The 22,791-nt window shown below is 42.2% G+C and carries 20 protein-coding genes; 9 read left to right on the top strand and 11 right to left on the bottom strand.

Annotated features, from left to right (window positions below; genetic code table 11):
* Window positions 1–352: 352 nt before the first annotated feature.
* The 3 genes from HZA77_01125 to HZA77_01115 are packed head-to-tail and all read right to left on the bottom strand — an operon-like array spanning window position 353 to window position 3,902.
* A complete protein-coding gene (locus tag HZA77_01125) occupies window positions 353–1,756 on the bottom strand; it encodes a UbiD family decarboxylase (GenBank protein ID MBI5374008.1) in 1,404 nt (467 codons plus the stop codon).
* Between the two features lie 42 nt (window positions 1,757–1,798).
* On the bottom strand, window positions 1,799–2,497 hold the full coding sequence (locus HZA77_01120) for an acetate--CoA ligase family protein (protein ID MBI5374007.1): 699 nt from the start codon (window positions 2,495–2,497) through the stop codon (window positions 1,799–1,801).
* Between the two features lie 4 nt (window positions 2,498–2,501).
* Window positions 2,502–3,902, bottom strand: a complete 1,401-nt coding sequence (locus tag HZA77_01115; GenBank protein MBI5374006.1) for a CoA-binding protein — start codon at window positions 3,900–3,902, stop codon at window positions 2,502–2,504.
* Between the two features lie 143 nt (window positions 3,903–4,045).
* On the opposite strand from HZA77_01115, the gene HZA77_01110 reads away from it, so the two are divergent.
* Window positions 4,046–5,206, top strand: coding sequence for an acyl-CoA dehydrogenase family protein (locus tag HZA77_01110; GenBank protein MBI5374005.1), 1,161 nt, complete (start codon window positions 4,046–4,048; stop codon window positions 5,204–5,206).
* Window positions 5,207–5,249: 43 nt separating this feature from the next.
* Here HZA77_01110 and HZA77_01105 read toward each other — a convergent pair whose 3' ends face one another.
* Window positions 5,250–5,711, bottom strand: coding sequence for a pyridoxamine 5'-phosphate oxidase family protein (locus tag HZA77_01105; GenBank protein MBI5374004.1), 462 nt, complete (start codon window positions 5,709–5,711; stop codon window positions 5,250–5,252).
* Between the two features lie 204 nt (window positions 5,712–5,915).
* On the opposite strand from HZA77_01105, the gene radC reads away from it, so the two are divergent.
* From radC to HZA77_01065, 8 genes are all read left to right on the top strand, one after another.
* Entirely contained in the window at window positions 5,916–6,605 is a 690-nt protein-coding gene (gene radC, locus HZA77_01100) for a DNA repair protein RadC (GenBank protein ID MBI5374003.1), read from the top strand.
* A 264-nt stretch (window positions 6,606–6,869) separates the two neighbouring features.
* Window positions 6,870–8,375: a radical SAM protein gene (locus tag HZA77_01095; GenBank protein MBI5374002.1), complete on the top strand. Its 1,506-nt coding sequence runs from the start codon at window positions 6,870–6,872 to the stop codon at window positions 8,373–8,375.
* Window positions 8,372–9,355 (top strand): methyltransferase domain-containing protein, encoded by a 984-nt coding sequence (locus tag HZA77_01090; GenBank protein MBI5374001.1) that lies wholly within the window; start codon window positions 8,372–8,374, stop codon window positions 9,353–9,355. Before HZA77_01095 ends, HZA77_01090 begins: the two co-directional genes overlap by 4 nt.
* Window positions 9,319–10,335 (top strand): NAD-dependent epimerase/dehydratase family protein, encoded by a 1,017-nt coding sequence (locus tag HZA77_01085; GenBank protein MBI5374000.1) that lies wholly within the window; start codon window positions 9,319–9,321, stop codon window positions 10,333–10,335. The genes HZA77_01090 and HZA77_01085 overlap by 37 nt, the downstream gene beginning before the upstream one ends.
* Window positions 10,332–11,588: a glycosyltransferase family 4 protein gene (locus HZA77_01080; protein ID MBI5373999.1), complete on the top strand. Its 1,257-nt coding sequence runs from the start codon at window positions 10,332–10,334 to the stop codon at window positions 11,586–11,588. Before HZA77_01085 ends, HZA77_01080 begins: the two co-directional genes overlap by 4 nt.
* Window positions 11,585–12,754 (top strand): glycosyltransferase, encoded by a 1,170-nt coding sequence (locus HZA77_01075; protein MBI5373998.1) that lies wholly within the window; start codon window positions 11,585–11,587, stop codon window positions 12,752–12,754. The genes HZA77_01080 and HZA77_01075 overlap by 4 nt, the downstream gene beginning before the upstream one ends.
* Window positions 12,755–12,836: 82 nt before the next feature.
* Window positions 12,837–14,750 (top strand): hypothetical protein, encoded by a 1,914-nt coding sequence (locus HZA77_01070; GenBank protein ID MBI5373997.1) that lies wholly within the window; start codon window positions 12,837–12,839, stop codon window positions 14,748–14,750.
* A gap of 54 nt (window positions 14,751–14,804) precedes the next feature.
* Window positions 14,805–16,730: a hypothetical protein gene (locus HZA77_01065; GenBank protein MBI5373996.1), complete on the top strand. Its 1,926-nt coding sequence runs from the start codon at window positions 14,805–14,807 to the stop codon at window positions 16,728–16,730.
* Here HZA77_01065 and HZA77_01060 read toward each other — a convergent pair.
* From HZA77_01060 to HZA77_01030, 7 genes are read right to left on the bottom strand one after another with little or no spacing between them, the layout of a single operon-like run.
* A complete protein-coding gene (locus HZA77_01060) occupies window positions 16,727–18,043 on the bottom strand; it encodes an NAD(P)/FAD-dependent oxidoreductase (GenBank protein MBI5373995.1) in 1,317 nt (438 codons plus the stop codon). The two genes, HZA77_01065 and HZA77_01060, sit on opposite strands and share 4 nt — an antisense overlap.
* 3 nt (window positions 18,044–18,046) lie before the next feature.
* Window positions 18,047–18,322 (bottom strand): 4Fe-4S binding protein, encoded by a 276-nt coding sequence (locus HZA77_01055; protein MBI5373994.1) that lies wholly within the window; start codon window positions 18,320–18,322, stop codon window positions 18,047–18,049.
* A 25-nt stretch (window positions 18,323–18,347) separates the two neighbouring features.
* Window positions 18,348–19,109, bottom strand: a complete 762-nt coding sequence (locus HZA77_01050) for a (2Fe-2S)-binding protein (GenBank protein ID MBI5373993.1) — start codon at window positions 19,107–19,109, stop codon at window positions 18,348–18,350.
* A gap of 3 nt (window positions 19,110–19,112) precedes the next feature.
* Window positions 19,113–21,005, bottom strand: coding sequence for an NADH-quinone oxidoreductase subunit NuoF (locus HZA77_01045; protein ID MBI5373992.1), 1,893 nt, complete (start codon window positions 21,003–21,005; stop codon window positions 19,113–19,115).
* 2 nt (window positions 21,006–21,007) lie between these two features.
* On the bottom strand, window positions 21,008–21,469 hold the full coding sequence (locus HZA77_01040) for an NAD(P)H-dependent oxidoreductase subunit E (protein ID MBI5373991.1): 462 nt from the start codon (window positions 21,467–21,469) through the stop codon (window positions 21,008–21,010).
* A 1-nt stretch (window position 21,470) separates the two neighbouring features.
* Window positions 21,471–22,343 (bottom strand): hypothetical protein, encoded by an 873-nt coding sequence (locus tag HZA77_01035; GenBank protein MBI5373990.1) that lies wholly within the window; start codon window positions 22,341–22,343, stop codon window positions 21,471–21,473.
* Between the two features lies 1 nt (window position 22,344).
* A complete protein-coding gene (locus HZA77_01030; protein ID MBI5373989.1) occupies window positions 22,345–22,608 on the bottom strand; it encodes a 4Fe-4S binding protein in 264 nt (87 codons plus the stop codon).
* Window positions 22,609–22,791 lie beyond the last annotated feature (183 nt).

Below are 22,791 nucleotides of genomic sequence, written 5' to 3'. Positions count from 1 at the left end.
CAGAAAAAAACGAGATTCTTCGCGGAGTTTATCCTGAGCCGAAACATGAGATTCTTCGCTACGCTCAGAATGACAAGCGAAGGACTCAGAATGGCATACAAAAAAAGGAATAAACAAAAAATCACTGGATTCCCGTTTTCACGGGAATGACAGAGAAAAGCTGAATACATTTTTTTGCAAATTCAAGTTTTGCGTGGAAGACGAGGAAGCTGAATATATTTTTTTGCAAACGTAAGATTTAGATAGCAGACGCGAAAGCGGACGGCGAGCAATACCGGAGTGTACTTTTCTGTACATGAGGATTTGCGAGCTGGCTGCTGACAAAGTATGCTGCTAAATCTTACGTTTGCCCTCAATCCAGACCGTAGGACTTCCAGTTATCTCTTACGAATTGCACTATCTTCGCTGACTGTCTTCCTGCCTCGGGGAATTTGCCCGGATAGCCTTCATCTTCAAGCTTCATGGTGGCATCAAGTATCATCTTGCTTACGCCTTTTCTTCCGCCTGTGCCGACATCAAAGCTTGCACCCGGCATATTGGGAAGAAGTGTGACATCCTTTTCAAAATCAACCCTTGTGGCAATCGCCCACATGACCTGGGCAGGGTCAAAGATATCTATGTCATTGTCAACAACGATCACCATCTTAACCATGTTGCTCCACGGGAACGAAAGGATGGCACTGCCTATCTGGTTAGCCATGAATGGTCTTTTGTTGCGCACTGAAACTATATAAATATGCCCCATGCTCGCCGCATCGAATGTCATTGCCTCGACCTGCGGTATCACTTTTTTCAACTGTACTTTCTGTTGGCTTAAAAGCAAATGGCGGTAAACTTCCATCTCGCCTTCAGGGACTGCACCTGTCATGCTTGTTTCAAAAATCGCGCCCTTGCGGTGTGTAATAGCTTTAACTTTGATGACATAGTTATCTTTTACTCTTGTGTAATAGCCCTGAAAATCATTGTAAGGACCTTCAGGCTTCATGACAGAGATGTCCATCTCGCATTCAAGGATAATTTCCGCAGTGGCTGGGACATTGATATCAATAGTCTTCCCCTTTACCATCTCAATGCCTTTTCCTTTTATCGCGCCTGCCTGATTGACCTCGTCATAGCTTGCAGGAAGCGGCATTGCAGCACAAAGCCAGACAGCCGGATCACACCCTAATGCAATGGCAACCTGAAGGGGCTTTCCCATCTTCTGGCTTTTCTTGGCATGCATAAGAAGATGCCTGTTGGGGAATCCGAAATTGACATTGAGCTCGTTCTTATCTCTTGCCATCATGCGGTAAACGCCGGCATTACGTGCGCCGGTCTCAGGATCATAGCTTATCGAAACGCCTGCCGTGATATAGCGCCCCCCTTCCTTCTCGTTAAACTTAGGAATAGGAAGCGAGAGGAGATCAACATCATCACCAGTGATAACAACCTCCTGGCAAGGCGCGCTTGCGACAGTTGTTGCAGGGAAGTCATCTCTCTTGGTATTTAGAACTTTATCCACAAAATCATCAAAGCCCTCTCCGCTTTTTCCGATTGCAAGCTTTATCCTTTCAGGCGATGCAAGCGTGCCTATGATGAGAGGAAACTTTGAGTCTTTTACTTTATCAAATATGAGGGCCCTGTTATTCTTCTTTGCTGATTTTATAAAAACCGCGGCGGCTTCTTCGTCCCAGCTCACTTCTTTTGTTATGTGCTTAAGCTCATCCTTCTCTTCCAGAATTTTTATAAAATCTCTGAGATCATTATAAGTGCTCATTCTGTTCTCCACTTGATTAAAATAAAAACCTAATGATTAAGGTCAGATAAAAATGCGGCCGTCAGCTATCACTGCCCTTTTGTCATTGACAAAAACAGGATTTAAATCCATCTCCTTTATTTCAGGGAGTTCTTCAAGCGCTGTTGATACGCGAGAGAGCGTCTCGCAGAGACTCTTAACATTTGCAGGTTTTCTCCCCCTGTATCCGTCAAGGAGCCTGAATCCCTTAAGCTCTTTTAACATTTCCATTGCTTCTGCCTCGGTGATCGGGGCAAGCCTGTATGCCACATCCTTAAACACTTCTACGAAAACTCCTCCCATACCTACCATCATCATGTGGCCGAACTGCGAATCTTTTAGCACTCCAATTATTACCTCTTCTCCTGAAACCATTTCCTGAACTGAGATACCCTTTAGCGCCTCGGCTGAAAACTTTCCGCTGTAAAGTGCTAGCATTTTATCGAATTCAGCTTTGAGCTCTTCTTCGCTCTTTATCCCAAGTTTAACTCCGCCGGAATCGCTCTTATGCACAACCTCGGTGGAAACTATTTTAAGCACGATGGGAAACCCTATGTTCTTCGCCACCTGTACGGCTTCGTCCACTGTCTTGCAGACAACTTCTTTCGTTACATCTATATCATATCCCTTGAGAATCTCTTTTACCTCATACTCAAGTACATATGAGCGTTTCTCTTCACGCGCTGTTGAAAATATCCGTCTCGCTCTCTCTTCTCCACGCATTTCTTTATTCACCTCTCAATTTTTTTAAGTACTGGGCATAGCCATAAACAAGAGAAGAAGTCCTTGCAACACGTCCGGTCCATTCAAAACATGGTATCTTCGCCTTTTCAAATATCTCTTTGTTCTTAAGTGAATCCTTTAAGCTCACCCAGCATATATAGGTAGGTTTCTTAACTTTGCTGTTTGCCTGGCAGGAAAGAATTGCATCCCGCACTGATTCCAAAACATCAATCATCCTCGTTGCACGAAGTACGATTATTGGAACTATTATATCAACATTGGCGCTATCGTAGAAAGCCTCAATTGTTTTTTTCATAACCTCGCTGAACTGTCCCCAGATCGGAGTCATGTCCACCGGGTTCTTTGCACATGCAAAATCAGGGATAAGCGGCTTTATGCGATCCTGAATATGCTGCTCAAGCTCGATAACGCTTAGTCCCGCTTCCTCTGAGAGATCTGTGAGTTCAACGCCAAGACCGCCTGAAGCTGTTATTATTCCAAGCTTTGGACCCTGCGGCAAAGGCTGCCAGTCAACTGCTTTTATTACATCAAGCATTTCCTGAGCATTGCGCGTTGTTATAAGCCCTGCCTGCTTAAAGGCAGTTTCATATGCAGTGAAGTTTCCTGCAATGGCGGCTGTATGTGATGATGCTGCACGTGCCGCGCCTTCTGTCCTTCCTACCTTGCAGACAACAACAGGTTTTTTGGCAGTGACTTTTTTAGTAGATTCAAAGAACTTCCTTCCTTCCTTTATGGATTCAAGGAAAAGGCAGATTATCTTTGTTTCCGGATCATCGCCAAAGTAATCTATCACCTCATAGTCGTCCAAATCGCTTTTGTTGCCGCAGACCATGAATTTGGAGAATTTCAGCCCCTCGTCTTTCCCCTGAATATAGATAACCTCACCGCCGCCGCCGCTCTGGGTAAGGAATGAGATCGTTCCCGGCTCTTTTGATGCTTCAAATGAGAATGTTGCATTTAGCTGTGCATTGCAGTTCCTTATGCCAAAGCAGTTTGGCCCCACTATCCTCATCTTTGCATTACGCGCGATTCTTAGCATCTCTTCTTCGAGGGCTTTTCCATCAGGGCCCGCTTCACTGAATCCTGCCGTAGTCACAAGGACGACCTTCACCCCTGTTTCAGCGCACTCTTTAATAACATCTAGGACGAACTTCGATGCCACAACGACCACTACAAGGTCAACTGGCGCCCCGATGGCACTTACACTCTTGTAACATTTTACACCAAGCACCTCTTCCTCATTGGGATTAACCGGATAAACCTTCCCTTTATATTCAAGAAGATTTTTAAGATAAAAATAACCCAGCTTCCCCTCCTTGCCCGAGGCACCAACAAGGGCAATTGACTGCGGATTAAACAAATAATCTAAGAACTGTCCTTCCATCTCATCCCTCTCTCTGTTTCATGTCCACTGCAGGCCCACTTTAGGCTTGACAAATAAAATCAGGAATCTATAAGTAAAGGCTTTGTATAAAAGCAACCCCTTGATTTGTCAAGAATAAAACGATTCTACGCAGGAGAGTAAAGATGAGCGAGCTGAAACTTGATTTTGAACTTACAGAAGACCAGAAATCTATTCTGCAAACCGTAAAAAAGATTTGCAAAGATATCATTATCCCGAGGGCAGAAGAGATAGACAAGGAAGGGAAATACCCGTGGGACGTAAAAGAGGTATTCGCACGTGAAGGGCTACTGGCACTCCCTATACCTATTGAGTATGACGGGCTGGGGGCAGACCTTCTCACTGTCTGCATGGTCCTTACAGAGATTGCAAAGGCTGACATGTCATGCGCCATGATACTTGCCACCAACTGTCTTGCCATATTCCCAATGTTTCACATGGCTAACGACGAGCAGAAGAAAAAATATTTCCCCCGGATAGCGGCAGGTGAGATTTTGGGCGCAGTTGCAATGAGCGAACCAGAGGCAGGCTCAGACCTTGCAAACTTAAAGGCGCGCGCTGTGAAGGACGGCGATTACTATGTGATCACCGGTGAGAAGAGATGGATAACCAATGCAGGGGTCGCTGATTTTTATTCCTTCTTTGCACGCACATCAGATGAAGCAAAGAAAGCAAAAGGGATAAGTACTTTTATAGTGGAAAAAGACCAGCCCGGTTTTTCTCTTGGCAGAAAAGAGGACAAGCTTGGAGCACGCGGCTCGGTGACAGGAGACATAGTCCTTGACGGATACAGATGCCATAAGAGCATGATGATGGGACCTGAAGGAGAAGGTTTTGTTACGGCAATGAAGAGCCTTAACATGGAACGCCCTGTTGCAGCATCAATGGCAATGGGCGTGGCAGAAGGTGCATATGAATATGCCCGCGACTATGCGAAGCAGAGGGTCCAGTTTGGTCGTCCCATCGCAGATTTCCAGGCAATACAGTTCATGCTTGCAGACATGAAAATGCAGATAGAGGCGTCAAAGCTTCTTCTCTACACTGCCTGCATAAAAGCATGGAACCACACACCGGATGCGACGCTTTACTCATCCATGTGCAAGACCTTTGTATCAGACACTGCAATGAAGGTCACCGTTGATGCGGTGCAGATACTCGGCGGTTATGGCTGCACAAGGGAATATCCGGTCGAGCGTATGATGCGCGATGCCAAGATAACCCAGATATTCGCCGGCACCAACCAGATCCAGCGCATAGTGATAGCAAGGGAAATACTGAAAGATTAGTATTGCAGCAGGGACCGTTCAGTGAACGGTCCCTGCATAATATTTACCCTAAGTCGCGTATTACTCCGGTAAGATTCTCTATGGGAATGCGAAGGGCGTTTGATTTTTCGGGATGAGCTGCCATTCTTTCACCTATTTTCTCAAAATCTTCCGCTGACATGCTCTTTCTTTGTGCGACATTTATTACTTTGTGAGCGATCTGTTGTATCCCGTACATTATATCTTCCCCTTTACTCATAATCTCTACCTTTGCAAAGACAGATACTCCGCGGAAGTCTATGTAGTGCTTGTCAGCATCGCAGATCTTGAAAATAATGTCAGGGTTTTTCCTTATACACTTTGACATCTTGCCGCCCGGCCTTGTGCCGCAGTAAATATTTTTTCCGTCCGAGCCATAGGAAACTTCAACAGCGTAGGGCTTGTTGTTCTCATCAGTTGCGATTATTGTCCCCCATGTCCATTCTTCGATAAAATCCCTCATTTCATTTTCAGTCATTTTCCTCATAAAAAAATCTCCTGTTAAATTTATTTTTTCATACAGAATATATTTAAAAAAATAAGAGTCAAACAAATTGAGGCTGCAGAAAAACCCATCAAAAGCACGTCATTGCGAGGAGCAAAAGCGACAAAGCAATCTGATTTTTTAATTTAAGTTGCTAATTTTAAATCTTTTTAGATAATTATAAAATATTAAACCAATGGAGAAGGATTGAAAGATAAAGCGGACATTTTTTCCTCTGAAGGCCATAGAAAAAGAATAAGGGAAAAATATATTTCAGGTGGCTGTGCAGGATGGCATGATTACGAGTTACTCGAACTTCTCCTTACCTATGCCATACCACGGCGGGATATAAAACCTATCGCAAAATCCCTGGTTGAAAAATTCGGCTCTCTCAATGGCGTGCTTGATGCAGAAGCTTCGGAGCTTAAATCCATTAAAGGCATAGGCGAAAACTGCATAGCTCTATTAAGCATCATCAAGGACATCCAGAAAATTTACCTTCAGAAACGTCTTGATGATAAGGCACTCGTGACTTCGCCAAAGTCTGCCTGCGACTATCTCATGGCAGAGCTTAAAGGGGAAAAAAACGAAAAGATAGTCGTCTTATTTTTGAACAAAGGGAATAGACCTGTCCATACCGAGACAGTGCAGGAAGGTACAGTTGACCGTGCGCCATTATATCCGCGCAAGGTCGTGGAAAAGGCCTTAAAGCATCATTCCACTGCAATCATTGTAGCGCATAACCATCCGGGCGGGAGCCTTCGCCCGTCGGAGGATGATAAAAACATCACACGACTTCTGCAAGAGGCATTGTCGCCTTTGGATATAAAACTGCTTGATCATATCATCATAAGTGAGAAGGGGTATTTCAGTTTTCGAGAAGAAGGTCTGTTGTAGAGCAAATGCAAGCTTTGGAGTGATGCTTTGTCAGCGTCAGGTTCGCAATCCTCACATACTAGAAGTATGCTCCGGTATGCTCACCTTCCGCTTCCTCGCCTGACTCTCAAATCTCGCATTTGCCAAAAAAAGTTCTGTCATTCCCTCGCAAGAGGGAATCCAGTTAGATATAAATAATAATATTGACATAGAAACAGAAAAGGATTTTAAAAAGTATACACAACATAGTTAATTGAACAGGAGAAGTGTTTTCAGTTTCAAACTATGAAAATATTATTAATATCCCCTCCTCATTATCGTTTGTTTGATTTCACATTGGAAAACATCATTCCATGGGGCTTATGTTACCTTTCATCTTCAATCAAAAAAAACGGACGAGATATAAGCATTTTCTGCACAGAGTTAGACAAAGAATTATTATCCCTTGGCCTGAGAAACTTCAATCTCCTTTATGTTAAAAACAGACATACATGTTATGAAACGATAAATAATATTCAGGCACCGGTCTGGCAGGAAATAAAATCCCGCATCGCGGAAATTAACCCTGACATTGTAGGCTTAACCTGCGTTTCCTCCACATATGATTCCGCACTTAATATTGCCCGGCTTACCAGAGAAATAAACCCTGCATCAAAAATCATATTTGGCGGTATCCATCCAACAGCATACCCTCTTGATGTCATTAAGAATGACAACGTTGATTTTGTCGTAAAGGGTGAAGGAGAAAAAACCTTTGGAGAACTCATTGACGCTTTGGAACATGGAAACGTATTCAGGGAAATAAGGGGGCTGGTTTACAAGGAGGGGAACAATATATCTGAGACGCCGGAAAGAGAGCTAATTGAAAACATAGATTCCATTCCTTACCCGCAGATTGAAAACCTATTAAACCTGGAAGACTTTCCAAAGAGGGGTTTAGGTTATATTTTTACGTCAAGAGGCTGTCCTTATAATTGCTCCTACTGTGCGTCAAATACCATATGGACGAGGAAAGTCAGATTAAGGTCTCCGGAGAATGTCATCTCAGAATTAAAAGATAGGATGGGAAAATTTAATATCAGAGATTTCTGTTTCTTTGATGACACCTTTACAATTGATAAAAAAAGAGTCGGGAAAATCTGCGATATGATCTTAGATGACGGGCTCAATATATCATGGTGCTGCTACACAAGGCTCGATGCCCTTGATGAAATGTTGCTTAAAAAAATGGAACAATCAGGATGTGAGATGGTATCGGTTGGAATAGAAACCTGCAATGACAGCACTCTCAAAAATACCGGAAAAGGAATCGACACTTCAGAAATAGCAAAACGGATTAAACTGGTTCACAATCATGGGATTAAAATCAATGGCTTCGTAATGCTTGGCTTCCCCGGCGAAACACAGGAGGACATAAAGAAGCTCAAGAAATTCGTAAAAAAAACCGGAATCTACACTCCCGACATGAGCATTACCACCCCTTACCCTAGAACCGAGTTTTATGATAATATGAAGATGAAAAACATGATTCCTCAAGGACTCAGATGGTATGCCTTTTATCCGCATAACCCGGATATAAATCTCACGGGATTAGAGCAGAAGAAATTTGAAAAAATAATTATTGATTTTACAAAATTTCAGCACAGATATAGAATTAAAAATAAATTAAAATATATATTTAATAATCCATTTATAATACTCCAATGGATTAGAAAATATTCTACAATATTAATCTCAGACAGAACAAAAGGGTTTAAAAAAATCATAAGGTTATTTTCATTCAGTAAATGAAAACTAAAGAAAATTTCAAAAGCCACATTGACAACATTCTGGCGTGTCCGGAATGCAAGGGAAAATTATCTATCGATGGAAGAAATCTTTTTTGCAGCGCATGTTCAAGTTCCTATGAGGCAAGAGATGGAATAACAAACCTGCTTCCTGTGAATTCAAATAACAGAGGCAGTGCATCCGGGACTCTTTCAGGAAATGAACTCGAGTTTCTCTTCCAGAGGCGGGTGTTCAATTCAGCAGCTGACTCTTTAATGCATAATGACTTTCTAAGCCGTGTTAACAGCCAGCCGGAGGATTCGATATTTCTTGAAATAGGAAGCGGGAGAGGTGAAGACGCATACAACCTGCTTAAAAAGGGATACCGCGTAGTCGTAAGCGATGTCAGCATGGAAATAACCAGCCGGACTAAAGCAATTCTTGAAAAAAGAGAAATCTCTGAGGAAGCGTATTTTTGCCTTATTGATGCGCATTACCTTCCCTTCGCAGATGAATCATTTGAGCTGATCTACATGGTGTCATGCCTGCATCACTGCAAGTTCCCTTTAAAAGTGTTCTCCGAAATCCGGCGCTGTCTTAAACCAAAAGGAACTTTTATTCTTGCTGTGGAACCCAACCTGATGACAAATTTTTTCGTCACAGGATTTCTGGAAACACTAAGGTCAATTAAAAATGTATTTGTCAAAAAAACATCCTCCATTCCGGCTTCTCCTGATGAGAGATTGGGTTTTTCAAAGAAACAAATTTTAGCTCTTGCTAAAAAAGCTTCCCTAAAACCCATAGATATAAATCCGCAGTGGTTTTTAAGCGGATTCACACAAACCATTCTTGACCTGTTACAGAAGTTATTTCCCGGCAGAGAAAACCTGCAAATCAACAGGAAAGTGGAAAATATTATTATCAAAGCTGATAATCTTTTCCTCAAAATACCCCTGTGCAGTAACCTATGCTGGTTTTGGACTCTTACGGCAATAAAGGAATAAGCCCCATGAAATGCCTTGTTACAGGAGGAGCAGGATATATCGGTTCCAATTTGGCAGACAGGCTTCTCGGAGAAGGGCATGAAGTTACGGTTTTAGACAACCTTTACACCGGAAGATTGAAAAACATTGAACACAACTTCAGCAATAAAAAATTCAGATTCGTTTTCGGCTGTGTTTTAGATACAGAGCTTCTAAGTACATTAATAAGAGAATCTGACATAATTTTCCATCTTGCCGCCATTGTCGGAGTCCCTTACGTCTTGCGAAATCCGGTTATGACTTTGCTCAACAACACTTCAGGGGATCAAAAAGTTTTTCAGCTTGCATTGGATTATCGCAAAAAACTGATATTTGCATCCAGCTCCGAAGTTTACGGTTGCAACAATGAGACTCCCTTTTCTGAAGAAAGCAGCGTAGTCTTGGGTTCTTCCGCTACTTCAAGATGGTCATATGCAGCTTCAAAATACTTTGCCGAACATCTTGGTCAGGCTTTGCATGGAAGGGGGCTTGATATTACAATACTAAGGTTCGCAAGCTGCTATGGGCCAAGATTGAATCCCAATGGAATGACAAGCGTCATAGCTAAATTTATCATAAATGCCCTGAACAACGAACCAATCCCAATTTACGGCAAAGGCAACCAAACAAGACCCTTCACATATGTGGACGATACTGTCAGCGGAATTATAAGTGCCATGAAAAGCAAAAACGGCGCAGGAGAAATTTTTAATATATCAACATCCGGTTCAACAAGCATAGAGCAAGCCGCAAAGCTGATAAAAAATCTCACAGGTTCAAAATCAGAAATAATATTCATTGAGCCACGCGAGCTTGGAACAGGATTTGAAGATATAGTTAAACGCGAACTTGATACAAGCAAAGCAATGGACAAACTCGTGTTTAAAGCAGATGTTTCCTTAGAAAAAGGATTAATGCATACCATCGAATGGTTTAAAAATAATCAACCTTCGCCTGCATGAAGATACTTTTATGCCATAAATATTTCTATGAAAGAGGTGGAGCTGAAAGATTCTTATTCGAACTCATAGATATCCTTAAAAGAAAAAAGCATGAGACAATCATCTTTTCAATGGAAGACGTGAAAAACCGAGAAACACAGTATGCAAAATATTTTGTAAGCAACCTTGATTACCAGAATAACTCAACAACCTATAAGCTTAAAAATATATTTAAAATAGTAGGACGCATAATTTATTCAAAAAATGCAAGGAACAAAATTGAATCACTGATTAACGACACGGAACCGGACATAGCTCATCTTAACCTCATATACCACCATATATCCCCGTCCATCCTATATTCTCTGAAGAAACATAATATCCCAATAATCATCAACGCAAACGACTGCAAACTGGTATGTCCAAATTATTATCTTTATAACCCGGTTAAAGGTGAAACATGCGAGAAATGTGTAGGAGGACATTTTTATCACTGTCTCATGGAAAAATGCTTTAAAGACTCCCGCAGTTCGAGCTTGTTAGCTACAGCAGAAATGTATATCCACAATTTATTGAAAATCTATAAAGACAACATTGATGTATTTATTACTCCAAGCAGATTCATGGAAGAAATGCTTATAAAAGGGGGATTCCCTGAAGAAAAAATAATCACCGTAAACCACCCTTTTGATGTGAAGGGGCATAAACCCTGCTTTGATCCCGGAGAGTATTACATTTATGCAGGAAGATTGATTAAAGAAAAAGGAATAATGACCCTTCTTGAAGCATCAAATCGTGTCAGAAATAAAAAGCTTATTATTGCTGGCTTTGAATCTGACGCAGCCATTGCAGCGGAGGTAAAAGACCGCAGAAAATATCCCAATGTTGAATATGTGGGTCTTAAATTCGGTGATGAGCTCTTTCAGCTTTTTAGAAATGCATCTTTTTCCGTTGTCCCATCGGAATGTTATGATGTCTTTCCCTTTGCAGTGATAGAATCATTCGCAACAGGCAAGCCTGTAGTCGGGGCAAGAATCGGGGGAATCCCAGAGCTGATTGATGATGGAAAAAACGGATTCTTATTCGAAGCCGGAAACGCAGATGACCTTGCAGACAAAATAAACATATTGGCTCAGAACCCTGGCATGGCAGCAGAATTTGGGAGGCAAGCAAGGGAAAAAGCAGAGACACATTATTCTCACGAAAGCTACTACAATAAATTGTCATTGATATATGACAACGCAATATCGAGTAAGAAAACGAAACTGCAGTGAAGATACTAATCATCTCTCCTGACATTCCCCATGCAAAGGTTCATTTTGCCGCGGGAGTAATGCTTTATAACACAATAGCAGAGCTTTCAAAAAGACATGAAATATCCCTGCTTTCATTTATAAAGCGTGGAGAAGAAAATCTTATCAGAGACATTGAGCAATATTGCAGGAATGTATATACCGTGCCTTTTGACAGGAAATTAAATCTTGCTTCAAGAGGTACATACTTTCTTAACACCGCTCCCTCGCAGGTCTCCTACTATAGCTGCCGGGAAATGAAACAACAAGTGGCAGAAATAACAAAGAACAACAAATTCGATATCCTGCAAATAGAGCACTGCCCAATGGCTCAATACGCTGATTATGCATCGGTCCCAAAAAAGGTGATGATACTCCACGATATTCTAAGCGACCTTTCCCGGAATGATTCTGTGATGGACGGCAGTTTTTTGGGAATGAGCCGCAAATACATTTCCTGCAAAAAGGCTGAAAGTTACGAACTGAAGATTTTAGAAAAGTTCGACAGGATTATAACCATGTCAAAAAAAGACACTGAAGTTCTTTCAAAAAAACTTCCCCATAAAAAGTTCTCAGTTTTCCCTTTCTGGAAAGAGCTCTTTGTTTCCAGGGAAAACATCACCCGGGGAAATGGAGGTTATCTGCTATTTAACGGAAACATGGAACGGAAGGACAACATTGACGCCGTGAAGTACTTTTGCAATGAAATTTTTCCAAAGATATTAAGTAAACTCCCTCAAACCCTGTTCTATGTCGTGGGCGAACACGGGACAAATAAAATCTCCGGCATTTCACCTAACAGCAATGTCATAATCAAAAGCTTTGTGGATGATATCGATGAGCTTTACAATGCCTGCTCAGTAGTAGTTGCCCCTATAATGGGAGGAGGCGGTATAAAATTTAAAATAATAAATTCACTTGCCGCTGCAAAACCGGTAGTGACCACTTCATTGGGGAATGAGGGGATAGGCGGAATTCCTGATAAGGAGCTGATGGCGGCAGATAATCCAGATGATTTTGCCGGCAAAGTTACAACTCTCCTGAAGCACCCGAAACTAGGAAAAGAAATAGGCGAAAACGGCTATAAATTATTCCTCAAACTTTTTAACAGCAAGAAAGAGGATATTGAGTCAGTATTGTATTCCTGAAATGAGCACAGTGCTGATGTTATGCAACAGCATGACAATCATAATCGTTTACAAATAACTTTCTGCGCTTATAATCAAAAACATGAAATTTAGAAAACTTGTCTTTCTGTCACTTTTCATCTTGTTCCTGTTTGCTGCCGCACAGAGCAATGCAGCGCTTTCACTTGTTGGAAGTTATGGCGGAGAGTTCTACGATGTCAAAGTAAACGGCAGCCATGCCTATGCTGTCGGGATAAACGGGCTTTCCATTTTTGATGTATCAGACGAGTCCGCGCCTGAGTTTCTCTATGTGCTATCCACACCGGACAAGGCAGAGAGAGTTTCTGTTTCCGGCGGCATTGCCTATATTGCAGCAGGGAAAGCCGGTCTTTTAATCGCCGATGTAAGTGATCCGGCAACGCCGTCTTATCTCTCACAGTTAATAACACCGGGCTATGCCAATGGTGTCTTTGTCTCGGGAAAAACCGCATACATAGCCGCAGGAAAATCAGGGCTTATAATAATTGACGTAACAGACACTTCATCACCGGAAACCATTGGTTCAATAGATACAACCGATGCAAACAGCGTTTATGTGTCAGGCAGCACTGCTTATGTTGCAGATGGAAAATCAGGGCTTATGATCATCGATGTAAGTGCAAAAGATAATCCTGTATTAATCTCCTATGTCACATCAGTTAAATCTGCGTACGACATATTTGTTTCCGGTGACACTGCCTTTATTACCGACACCGGAGATTATCTCACCATTGTTGATGTTTCAGATCCTTCTTCACCTGTGTTACTTTCTGTCTCCGAATTATCCGGCTCTCCCAGAAAGATTTATGTTAATGGGAATACAGCCTATATTGTGCTAAATGGGAACGGGCTGATGATTGTCGATGTTACCGATCCCTCTGTGCCTGCCCTTGCTGACTCTTATGATGAAAATTCCACACCTTCAGGAGTTTATGCTTCAAGCGGTAAAGCATATATTGTTTACAAGAACTCTGCACTTAAAATAATAGACACAACAGATACTTCAAACCCTGAGTTGCAGGGCTCATACAAGGCAGATAATGAAATAAATCACGTCGTTGTGTCAGGTGACACGGCATATATAAATGTAAAAAACAAAGGGCTCACAATTCTGGATGTTACAGATTCTGCAAAAGCATCAAAGCTTGGCTCTCTTTCAGGTGATTATAAAAGCGAGTTCTTCGTTTCAATAAACACTGTTTATGCCCTGAAGCGGTACAAGGAATCAAAAAAATACAAAGTTGATCTTGTGACAATTGACGTGACTAATCCGGAGTCTCCTGAGACTTTAAACACATATCGTATCGACGGCATAAACTCTTTCGGGGGCTTTGCAATATCGGATGATAATGCTTTCATAACTTCTGACAAAACTGACCTCAGCATTATTGATGTTACCTACCGCACATCCCCGGAACTTTCCGGAACATATGAAGACAGTGGATCTGCAGGAGGGATTGCCGTATCCGGAGACACAGCTTACATTGCATATAATTTAACTACGCCTTTTAAGGTAAATGGATTTATAATCCTCGATATAAGCGATCCATCTGCGCCTCAATCACTTGGCTCTTATGAATTATCTAAGAATGAAGATGTCCAGCAGATACGTTTTTCAGAAAGCGATGAATATGTATATTTGCTGTATAAGAAATCCGCAGGCGGGAAATCCACCAATAGCTACATTAAAGTAGTAGATGTAAGCAGTCCGTCATCCCCAAAAACCCTTGGCAAATATAAGATTGGGAAAAATATAATAGTTTCTGATTTTAGGATTACCGGCAGTAAAGCCTATGTTGCATTTTACAATAAATCGGGAACGAAAAAACCCCGCCTTGCAGTCATAAATTTCAACGATCCATCATCCGCCAAAAAAACTACCACCTTTGATTTGCTAAGTATTCCAAGTGAAATTTGTTTGAGTGGAAATAAAGTCTACGTTGCTACTAAAGAAGCAGGATTGCAGATAATAGAATAAAACATCAGCATTAAATATATTTACAAATAAATATCTTTTTCTATAATGCAGTCCATGCAATTTAAAAAACTTATCTTTCTGTTGTTTTTTATTCCTTTCCTTCTCACTTTTAAATCAAGCGCGCAGGAGCTTAAGCTCATTGGCAGTTACGGCGGCGAGTTCTATGACATCAAGGTCTCCGGCAATTACGCCTATGTGGCAGGGATAAACGGGCTTTCGATTTTTGATGTGTCGGACTCATCATCTCCGGAGCTGATTACAACATTTCCGACTCAGGATAAAGCAAAAGCAGTTTTTATAGCAGGCGACAAAGCGTACATCGCAGCAAACAGCAAAGGTCTTGTGATTGTTGATATCAGCGCTCCTTCGTCACCGCAATTACTAGGCTCACTCAAAATATCCGGTTATGCAAAGGATGTTTTCGTTGATGGCAACACAGCCTATATTGCCACAGGAAAAGCCGGGATTAAGATAATTGATGTAACTACTCCGGAAGCGCCAAAGCTTATAAGTTCTTACAAAACCTTTAATGCTCTTGGGTTATATGTAGTGGAAAATACCGTATATGTCGCCGATGGTAAAAAAGGGCTTCAAATTGTTGATGTAAGCAATTTGGGAAAACCAAAATTAAAAAGTAAATACCACGAAACTTATCTTTCTTTTAAGGGACTTATAGTTTCGAATGATATAGCATATATAGTTACTGAGGATGAATTGTTGATATCAGATTTATCAGATCTTTCTTATATCTACTCAATTAATACTTACTACGCAGATTTCATAAGAAAAATTCAATTATCAGAAAATAAAATATATTTACAAACTTCAAATGCACTTCAAATACTAGATATTACCGATCCCATCGCACCGACATGTCTTGGTACATATGAGAACAATAGTTCGCAGTCCGGTTTTTCAGTTTCAGAAAGTACAGCATACATTGTTAGCACTTATGGTGATAACTTCAATAATGGCAAGCTTGACATAATAAATATATCTGATCCTTCAACACCGCAACTTTTAGGCACTTACAATGCACCAGAAAGTCCATATATGATATGTGTATCAGAACCGTTTATTTATTTTAACAATGGTGACGGAATAACCATAATGGATGTTTCAAATCCTGCTAATACTTCAACAATTGGGAAATATGCTGCGGATGTAAACAGTTATATTGATAATATTTCCATATCAGACAATATAATTTATGGAATAAATTATGATAATGAAAATTGGACTGATACTCTTGTTGCAATAGATGTAAGCAATCCTTTAACACCAACACTTTTAAGTTCATTTGAGGATAATGAAACAAGAGGTTTATTTATTTCTGACCACAAAGCATATGTGCCAAAATGGCCTTCGGGATTTGATATAATAGATTATTCAAATCCTTCTTCTCCAGCATTGCTTAGTTCCTTTGAAACTGACGTAGAAATAGTTAAACTTTTTGCAACAGGCAATAAAGCTTATGCTTGTTCATTAAACAAGATGCAAATTGTAGATATTGGTAATCCTTCAAAACCCAAGCTGCTTGGAACCTATTCTTTACCTCCTAACAGAGAAATTGAAAACCTCATTGTTTTTGGAGAAAAAGCGTTTATTCAATACCTATTTGAGATTTCGGATAGTGATGCTCATAGGGGGAAAAAATATAGCGCTATTACTGTTATAGATGTGAGCAAACCTTCAAAGCCAAAAAAGATTGGCGAATACAAAATCGGAAATAACTTAATTGTTAGGTGTATCAAGTCATTAGACAACAATCTCTATATTTCCTATTACAAAGACCATGGAAATTATAGTTCTTACCTCGACATTATAGACTTCGGCAATCCAAAATATCCCAAATGCACTGATTCCTTTAATACAAGGAATAGTTTCTTCTTTGATTTTGGTGCCGACGGCAAAATATTTGCTATATCAAATGATGCAGATATTCAGATTCTGGAACTCAGCAAGAAACAGAAGAATTAATCCACTACTTCTTCGACCTTAGCCTTGCCGTAGTAGGTGAGGAGTTTCTCGGCAATGTCGGGGCGTTCTCTTTTTATCTGGTCCATCTTCGACATGATTGCGTTCTTCATTACGGCAGGCGCAGTGTTCTCGCTCACATAGCCATCGTATACTTCATTATCCGTAAGCGAGAAAAGATAGTTGACTTCATCGTTGCCAAGTGCACCGATTGCATAACCCTTTAAGGCTTTGTCTATCTCTCCGGGCCAGCAGTATTCGAATGTGTCATACCAGAATTTTGAATATTCATCATAGCCGCAGCCTGTTGACTGATGCTTTGCCGCAGCCTTTGCCGCCTTGTAGCCATACATCATGGCACCCTGGCAGTAGGTCTCGATAAATGATGCCGAATCTCCAACTGCAATTATATTCCCCTCAACAGGAGGAACAAGACAGGTATAGAAATTCAATGTTGCAGCCGCAGTGTGGACAACCTCTGAGCCCTCAAACCAATGCTTGAATGGCCCGTTCTTCATAAACCAATCAAGTCTTCTCTTTGTCGAGCCGCCAATGGTCGAGGCAAACATAATGTCAACGATAGGCTCGTCTCCGGGCTTTGCGTCGCGAAGGTGTTTATAAAGCAGATAAAGCTGTCCACCTCCCTCAGGAGTATGACCCTTGCCGATGAATGTTATGAAAGAAGGCGGGAATGGAATCTTTGTCCCTGCAAGAAAATAGGAACCAACATGGAATGTGACATAGAACTTTCTTGCTTTGGCCATCTCAAGGCCCATAACTATCTGGGAGTTTACGCCGTCTGCTGCAATCACTGTCTTGGCGCGGACTTCTTTGATAGCCCTTGAATGGCATCCTCTGAAGAATACACGGGCCTCATCCTTTTTTATATTCTCTGCGCGAAGCACGAATGTCTCAGGCAATACATCCACTCCAAGAGCAATGGCTTCTGTAAGGAGTCCGTCAAGGAGGACTTCTTTATTATAAGCTATGGAAACTCCGCCGGGATTGGCAATAACAATCTTTTTTCCGTTAGGAGCGATCCTTATAGACTGCTCGAGCTTTGCCCATTGCCCTTTGTATTTTACCTCTAATCCGAGCTTTTCGTACTTGATGTTGTTGTTAACGATGGAGCAGTTCTCGCCATGAGTGCTCGGCTCATTGATAAGCATGGTACAGCATGAGCGGTCAACGCGCGGAATGTCACGTTTCATGTCGAGAAGAAGCACTGATAATCCATCTTCTGCCGCAGTCTTTGCAGCCATTAATCCGCCGGGCCCTGCGCCCACAACAACCATGTCGTATTTGTTTTTAATCATAGATCAATGTTCTTTTTCAGAAACGAAATTAATATCAACCTCGAAGAAATCCTCGATGTCATCACAGAAAGGATTGCTCTCGTAATTCATGACCACAATATCCGTAAAACGGCAGTCGCTGTATATGGCATCAACACCGCAAACAGCCCTGCACGTTCCGCATTCGACGCATGCCATCTGATCGATATATGACTTATTGTCTATAAACCTGATCGCAAGCCTGGGGCACTGATTGACGCATCCTCCGCAGCCTACGCAAACCGCTCTGTCAATTCTCATTTATTTTCTAACCTCTCTTTCCTTTTTACTCTCTGCACATAAAACAAATATCTTCAACAGGCTTGTCTTTGCCGGCTGTCTTGTTTATATGGGCAGCAACACCTGAAGGCTCAACAGTCCTTCCGCACTTCTTGCAAATCTGCATATTAAATCCTGCTTTCCAGTTTTCCATTATCCTCGCAGGTCCTGTTATCTCATCTCCTTCCGGCACTTTCATCTTCGCTCCTTCGGGAACTTCATGCATCACTACCGCTCCCGTAGGACATACATAAAAGCATGTGCCGCAGCCGATACAGGCTTCTGATTTTTTAAAGTATGGAGCCGCAACCTTTCTGCCGTAACCGCGTCCCGCATAATCTATCGCCGAGACTCCGACTATCTCCCTGCATGCCCTTATACATCTGCCACAGAGTATGCAAGGCTCATTGTCAGGGACAAACCTTGTGTTTCTCTTTACTCCAAGTTCCTCGGCCTTTTCCTTAACTGCGGGGATATCGCTTGCATCAATAAGAAGAAGCCCTATTACAAGCTTTCTTACTGACTGTACCCGAGGAGTCTCCGTCTGGACATTAAGTCCATCGTGCACAACATACTGGCATGATGAAACAACTCTCGATGAATTCCCGTCACCTGCCTCAACAACGCAGAGGCGGCATCCGCCGTATGGCTTTAATGCCTCGTGGTGGCAAAGTGTTGGAATGTCAATCCCCTCGCTTTTTGCAACATCGAGGATTGTGCTTCCTTCTTTTACCTCAACCTCTTTGCCGTTTATTTTTATCTTTGGCATATATCACTTAACCTCTATAGCTTCTACAGGACAGACTTCAATGCAAGCCCTGCACTTTATGCATTTATCTTTTACGATCTTGTACTTGGAGCCCACCGCTCCCCACACTGCGTCGGCAGGGCAGGCCTTTTTGCATTTGCTGCAGCTTATGCATTTCTCTTTTATCACGGTGAACTCAATAAGCTCAGAGCAAACCCCGGCCGGGCATTTTTTATTATTGATGTGCGCTTCGTATTCATCCCTGAAATAACGTATCGTGGAAAGAACAGGATTTGGCGATGTCGCCCCGAAATTGCAGAATGAGCCGTCTTTTATGGCACCTGCCATTTCTTCTAAAAGTGCAATGTCTCCTTCCCTTCCTTTTCCTTTTGATATGTCTTCAACTATCTCGCGCATTTTTCTGACCCCAACCCTGCATGGAACACACTTGCCGCAGGACTCATCTTCAAGGAACGTGAGGAAATACTTTGCTACGTCAACCATGCACGTTGCATCGTCCATGACAACCATGCCGCCCGACCCCATTATGGAGCCTGCGCGATAGAGTTCCACATAATCAACGGGAAGCTTGAAAAGACTTGCAGGTATACAGCCGCCTGAAGGGCCTCCGGTCTGGACAGCCTTTGCTTTCCCTTTGCCGCTTACGCCGCCGCCTATGTCATATATTATTTCTTTAAGAGTTGTCCCCATCGGAACTTCGACGAGTCCAACATTTTTTACTTTTCCAACAAGGGAGAAAACCTTTGTCCCCTTGCTTTCCTTGCAACCGATTGAAGAATACCATTTTGCGCCTTTGAACATCACGGCAGATACATTGGCAAGCGTCTCAACATTGTTAATCACAGTGGGACAGCCGAACAATCCGCTCACTGCCGGATACGGAGGACGTCCCTGAGGTTCCCCCCATGTTCCTTCTATTGATTTAATCAGCGCTGTTTCCTCGCCGCAGACAAAAGCGCCTGCTCCCTGATAAATCTCTATATCAAAAGAGAATTTCTTCCCCATCACTGATTTCCCGAGAATCCCTGCTTTCCTTGCCAGCATGAGTGCTTTTTCAAGCCTCAATACTGCAAGCGGATATTCAGAACGGACATAAATATATCCTTTTGATGAACCAATGGCATAGGCTGCGATTATCATCCCTTCGATTACTGAATGAGGGTCTCCTTCAAGGATCGCCCTGTCCATGTATGCACCCGGGTCTCCCTCGTCGGCATTGCAGACTATGTATTTTGTCTTTCCTGCCGCAGCTCTTGCAACGTTCCATTTGCGTCCTGTCGGAAATCCTGCGCCGCCGCGCCCGCGAAGACCGGATTTGTCTATCTCATCTATTACAGCTTCAGGGGATTTATTGGAAAGCGCATTTAAGAGTGCATAGTATCCGCCGCGCGCTATATACTCTTCGAGGCTTTCAGGATTTATCACCCCGCAGTTTCTCATGGCAACTCTCTTCTGCTTATTATAGAAGCGGAGAGGCTTCGCCTTTACAGCCTGGGATTTCTTGCCGGAGATCTGTTTCTTCTCACCGGTCAAAGGAAAGAGATCAACGTTAACCGATGAAAGAAATTTTGGAGGAACTTTCCCTGATTTTACTGATTCAACTATCTTATCAACATCAGCAGGAGTCACCTTCCCGTAGGTCATCCTGCCGATACCCGGCATCTGGACTTCAACTACAGGCTCATTGTGGCACATCCCGACACAGCCCGCATGACTTAAAATAACGCCGTCTTTTTTTGAAATCTTCTCATTGAATGCATCAAAGACAGCGGCAGCGCCTGAGGCAAGTCCGCAGGAAGCAACTCCAACAGTGATTTTTATATTTTTAGGATAAAGGGAAGCGATTCCTTCTTTTCCCAGCTTATCAAGTTCCCTTTTCCCTTTTACCTTAACCATATTCAAGCCTTGTACTGCTCGGTCAATTGTTTAACTTTATCAGAGCTTAGATTCCCGTAGACTTTCCCGTTTATATTCACCACCGGAGCAAGGCTGCAGCAGCCAAGACAGCGCACCTGTGAAAGAGTAAAGGCAAGGTCAGATGTAGTACCTTCCCCGTCCAGTTTTAACTCACCTGCAAAACGATTGAGAAGGTTCTCGGAATTCTTGACGTAACAGGCAGTGCCCATGCAGACGTCAATCTTTGTCTTGCCTCTTGGCTCAAGGCTGAATGCTTTATAAAATGTTGCCACGGAAAATATCTTTGAAACAGGAACGCTTATCTTCGCTGAAAGATAATCCAGCGCTTCGCGGGGAAGATAATTAAATTCTCCCTGTATTTCATGGAGCATAGGGATAAGTGCGTTATCCTTCCCCTTATGTCTTTCAACGACTTTATCTATTATTATATCAACTTCCTGCATTTTATTTCCCGCAAAGTTTTTGAAGCTTTTCAAACTCAATGCTGACAGCTTCATTTAAAGTTTCTATGAAGGCATCGCTCATATATCTGTATCTTTTCTGCGCCCTTACATATTCTTTGACTGATTCAGATTTTCTTGCCGCCATGTTAAGCGCAAATTTTTCATCTTTATATTCCCAAACCGGATTAAACCCTGATTCAACTGCAAGTGCGCCGAGCTTCACGGTGTCGGCTGGTGCAAACATCCAGCCTGTGGGGCATGGTGAATTCACATGGACAACTGCTGTCCCTTTTATTTTGAGTCCTCTTTTTACTTTATCAACAAGATCGAATGGATATGCAATTGATGAAGAAGCCGCATAAGAGAGTGATAACTTTTCTGCAAAATTAAAGAGGTTGCGCGATTCAAGGGCGAATCGCACTTCCCTGGCTCCCGGCGCATGATGATGATATTCAATACCAAACGGGAGAGGCTTGGTCTCCATTATTATGGTGTCCATATATTTTTCATTGTCATAGAGGATGACAAGGATATCTTCAGCCTTTTCAAGCATTGACTGCAATGCAACAAGGCTGCCGTCAAATGCTTTCATGTCTATCGCTATGGCTGGTTTTTTATAAGATGAGCCTTTAACGCTCTTTCTTACGCTGTTTACAACTGAGCCAACGAGAGACGGGAACTCCATATCATCCCATGCATAGCCGGTTGCCTGCGGTTTATTATCAGTCTTTATCAATGCCCCGCATTCAGCCATTGCCTTTGCGGCAAATCTTATTGCCAGAGCCTTGCCGCATCCCCGGCAGGAACGTCTGCCGACAATAAAATTCTCCTGCTTTGGCAGGAGCTTAGGTACATAGACAGAAAATTTTTCCATATCAGTAGAGCGGATGCCTTAAAGGTAATGTTTCGGGAAGCATGGAGATACAGCCTGTGACGCACTGCTTTTTGCAGAGACTGCACCCTTTGCAAAGTTCAAGGTCTGCCTCGAAGTATCCTTCGTCAACACTTCTGATTGCGCTGTCAGGGCAGTAAAGATAACAGACTCCGCACTTTATGCATTTATCCCTGTCAACGCTTGGCCTTTCCCTGCGAAAATCCTCATTGCTTTTAAAATCAAGGGTTACAGGCACACCATTCAAGCTTTTTTTCTCTTTCTTTTTCAACCGAGCACTCCCTCGAAAATTCCTTGAACTTTTAATATCAAAGAATATTTTTATCAAGCGAAATTAACAGATTATAAGTAAAAAGTTACTTTCCCTGTTTTTTCATCCAACAATCCAGCATTAAACACTTAAATAATATTGTATAAGAATATCATCTTT

The organism is Candidatus Schekmanbacteria bacterium (assembly GCA_016219965.1).
Taxonomy (GTDB): Bacteria; Schekmanbacteria; GWA2-38-11; order GWA2-38-11; family J061; genus JACRJM01.
The sequence above is the reverse complement of the archived record's forward strand: the minus strand, read 5'-3'. Positions and strand labels throughout refer to the sequence as shown.

Excerpts from the sequence above, each read along its gene's own strand:
- HZA77_01070 (MBI5373997.1), top strand. The coding sequence starts at position 12,837 with ATGAAATTTAGAAAACTTGTCTTTCTGTCACTTTTCATCTTGTTCCTG.
- HZA77_01055 (MBI5373994.1), bottom strand. The coding sequence starts at position 18,322 with ATGAGAATTGACAGAGCGGTTTGCGTAGGCTGCGGAGGATGCGTCAAT.
- HZA77_01115 (MBI5374006.1), bottom strand. The coding sequence starts at position 3,902 with ATGGAAGGACAGTTCTTAGATTATTTGTTTAATCCGCAGTCAATTGCC.
- HZA77_01035 (MBI5373990.1), bottom strand. The coding sequence starts at position 22,343 with ATGGAAAAATTTTCTGTCTATGTACCTAAGCTCCTGCCAAAGCAGGAG.
- HZA77_01060 (MBI5373995.1), bottom strand. The coding sequence starts at position 18,043 with ATGATTAAAAACAAATACGACATGGTTGTTGTGGGCGCAGGGCCCGGC.
- HZA77_01080 (MBI5373999.1), top strand. The coding sequence starts at position 10,332 with ATGAAGATACTTTTATGCCATAAATATTTCTATGAAAGAGGTGGAGCT.
- HZA77_01120 (MBI5374007.1), bottom strand. The coding sequence starts at position 2,497 with ATGCGTGGAGAAGAGAGAGCGAGACGGATATTTTCAACAGCGCGTGAA.
- HZA77_01065 (MBI5373996.1), top strand. The coding sequence starts at position 14,805 with ATGCAATTTAAAAAACTTATCTTTCTGTTGTTTTTTATTCCTTTCCTT.
- HZA77_01095 (MBI5374002.1), top strand. The coding sequence starts at position 6,870 with ATGAAAATATTATTAATATCCCCTCCTCATTATCGTTTGTTTGATTTC.
- HZA77_01045 (MBI5373992.1), bottom strand. The coding sequence starts at position 21,005 with ATGGTTAAGGTAAAAGGGAAAAGGGAACTTGATAAGCTGGGAAAAGAA.
- HZA77_01110 (MBI5374005.1), top strand. The coding sequence starts at position 4,046 with ATGAGCGAGCTGAAACTTGATTTTGAACTTACAGAAGACCAGAAATCT.
- HZA77_01105 (MBI5374004.1), bottom strand. The coding sequence starts at position 5,711 with ATGAGGAAAATGACTGAAAATGAAATGAGGGATTTTATCGAAGAATGG.
- HZA77_01125 (MBI5374008.1), bottom strand. The coding sequence starts at position 1,756 with ATGAGCACTTATAATGATCTCAGAGATTTTATAAAAATTCTGGAAGAG.
- HZA77_01085 (MBI5374000.1), top strand. The coding sequence starts at position 9,319 with ATGCTGGTTTTGGACTCTTACGGCAATAAAGGAATAAGCCCCATGAAA.
- HZA77_01090 (MBI5374001.1), top strand. The coding sequence starts at position 8,372 with ATGAAAACTAAAGAAAATTTCAAAAGCCACATTGACAACATTCTGGCG.
- HZA77_01050 (MBI5373993.1), bottom strand. The coding sequence starts at position 19,109 with ATGCCAAAGATAAAAATAAACGGCAAAGAGGTTGAGGTAAAAGAAGGA.
- HZA77_01040 (MBI5373991.1), bottom strand. The coding sequence starts at position 21,469 with ATGCAGGAAGTTGATATAATAATAGATAAAGTCGTTGAAAGACATAAG.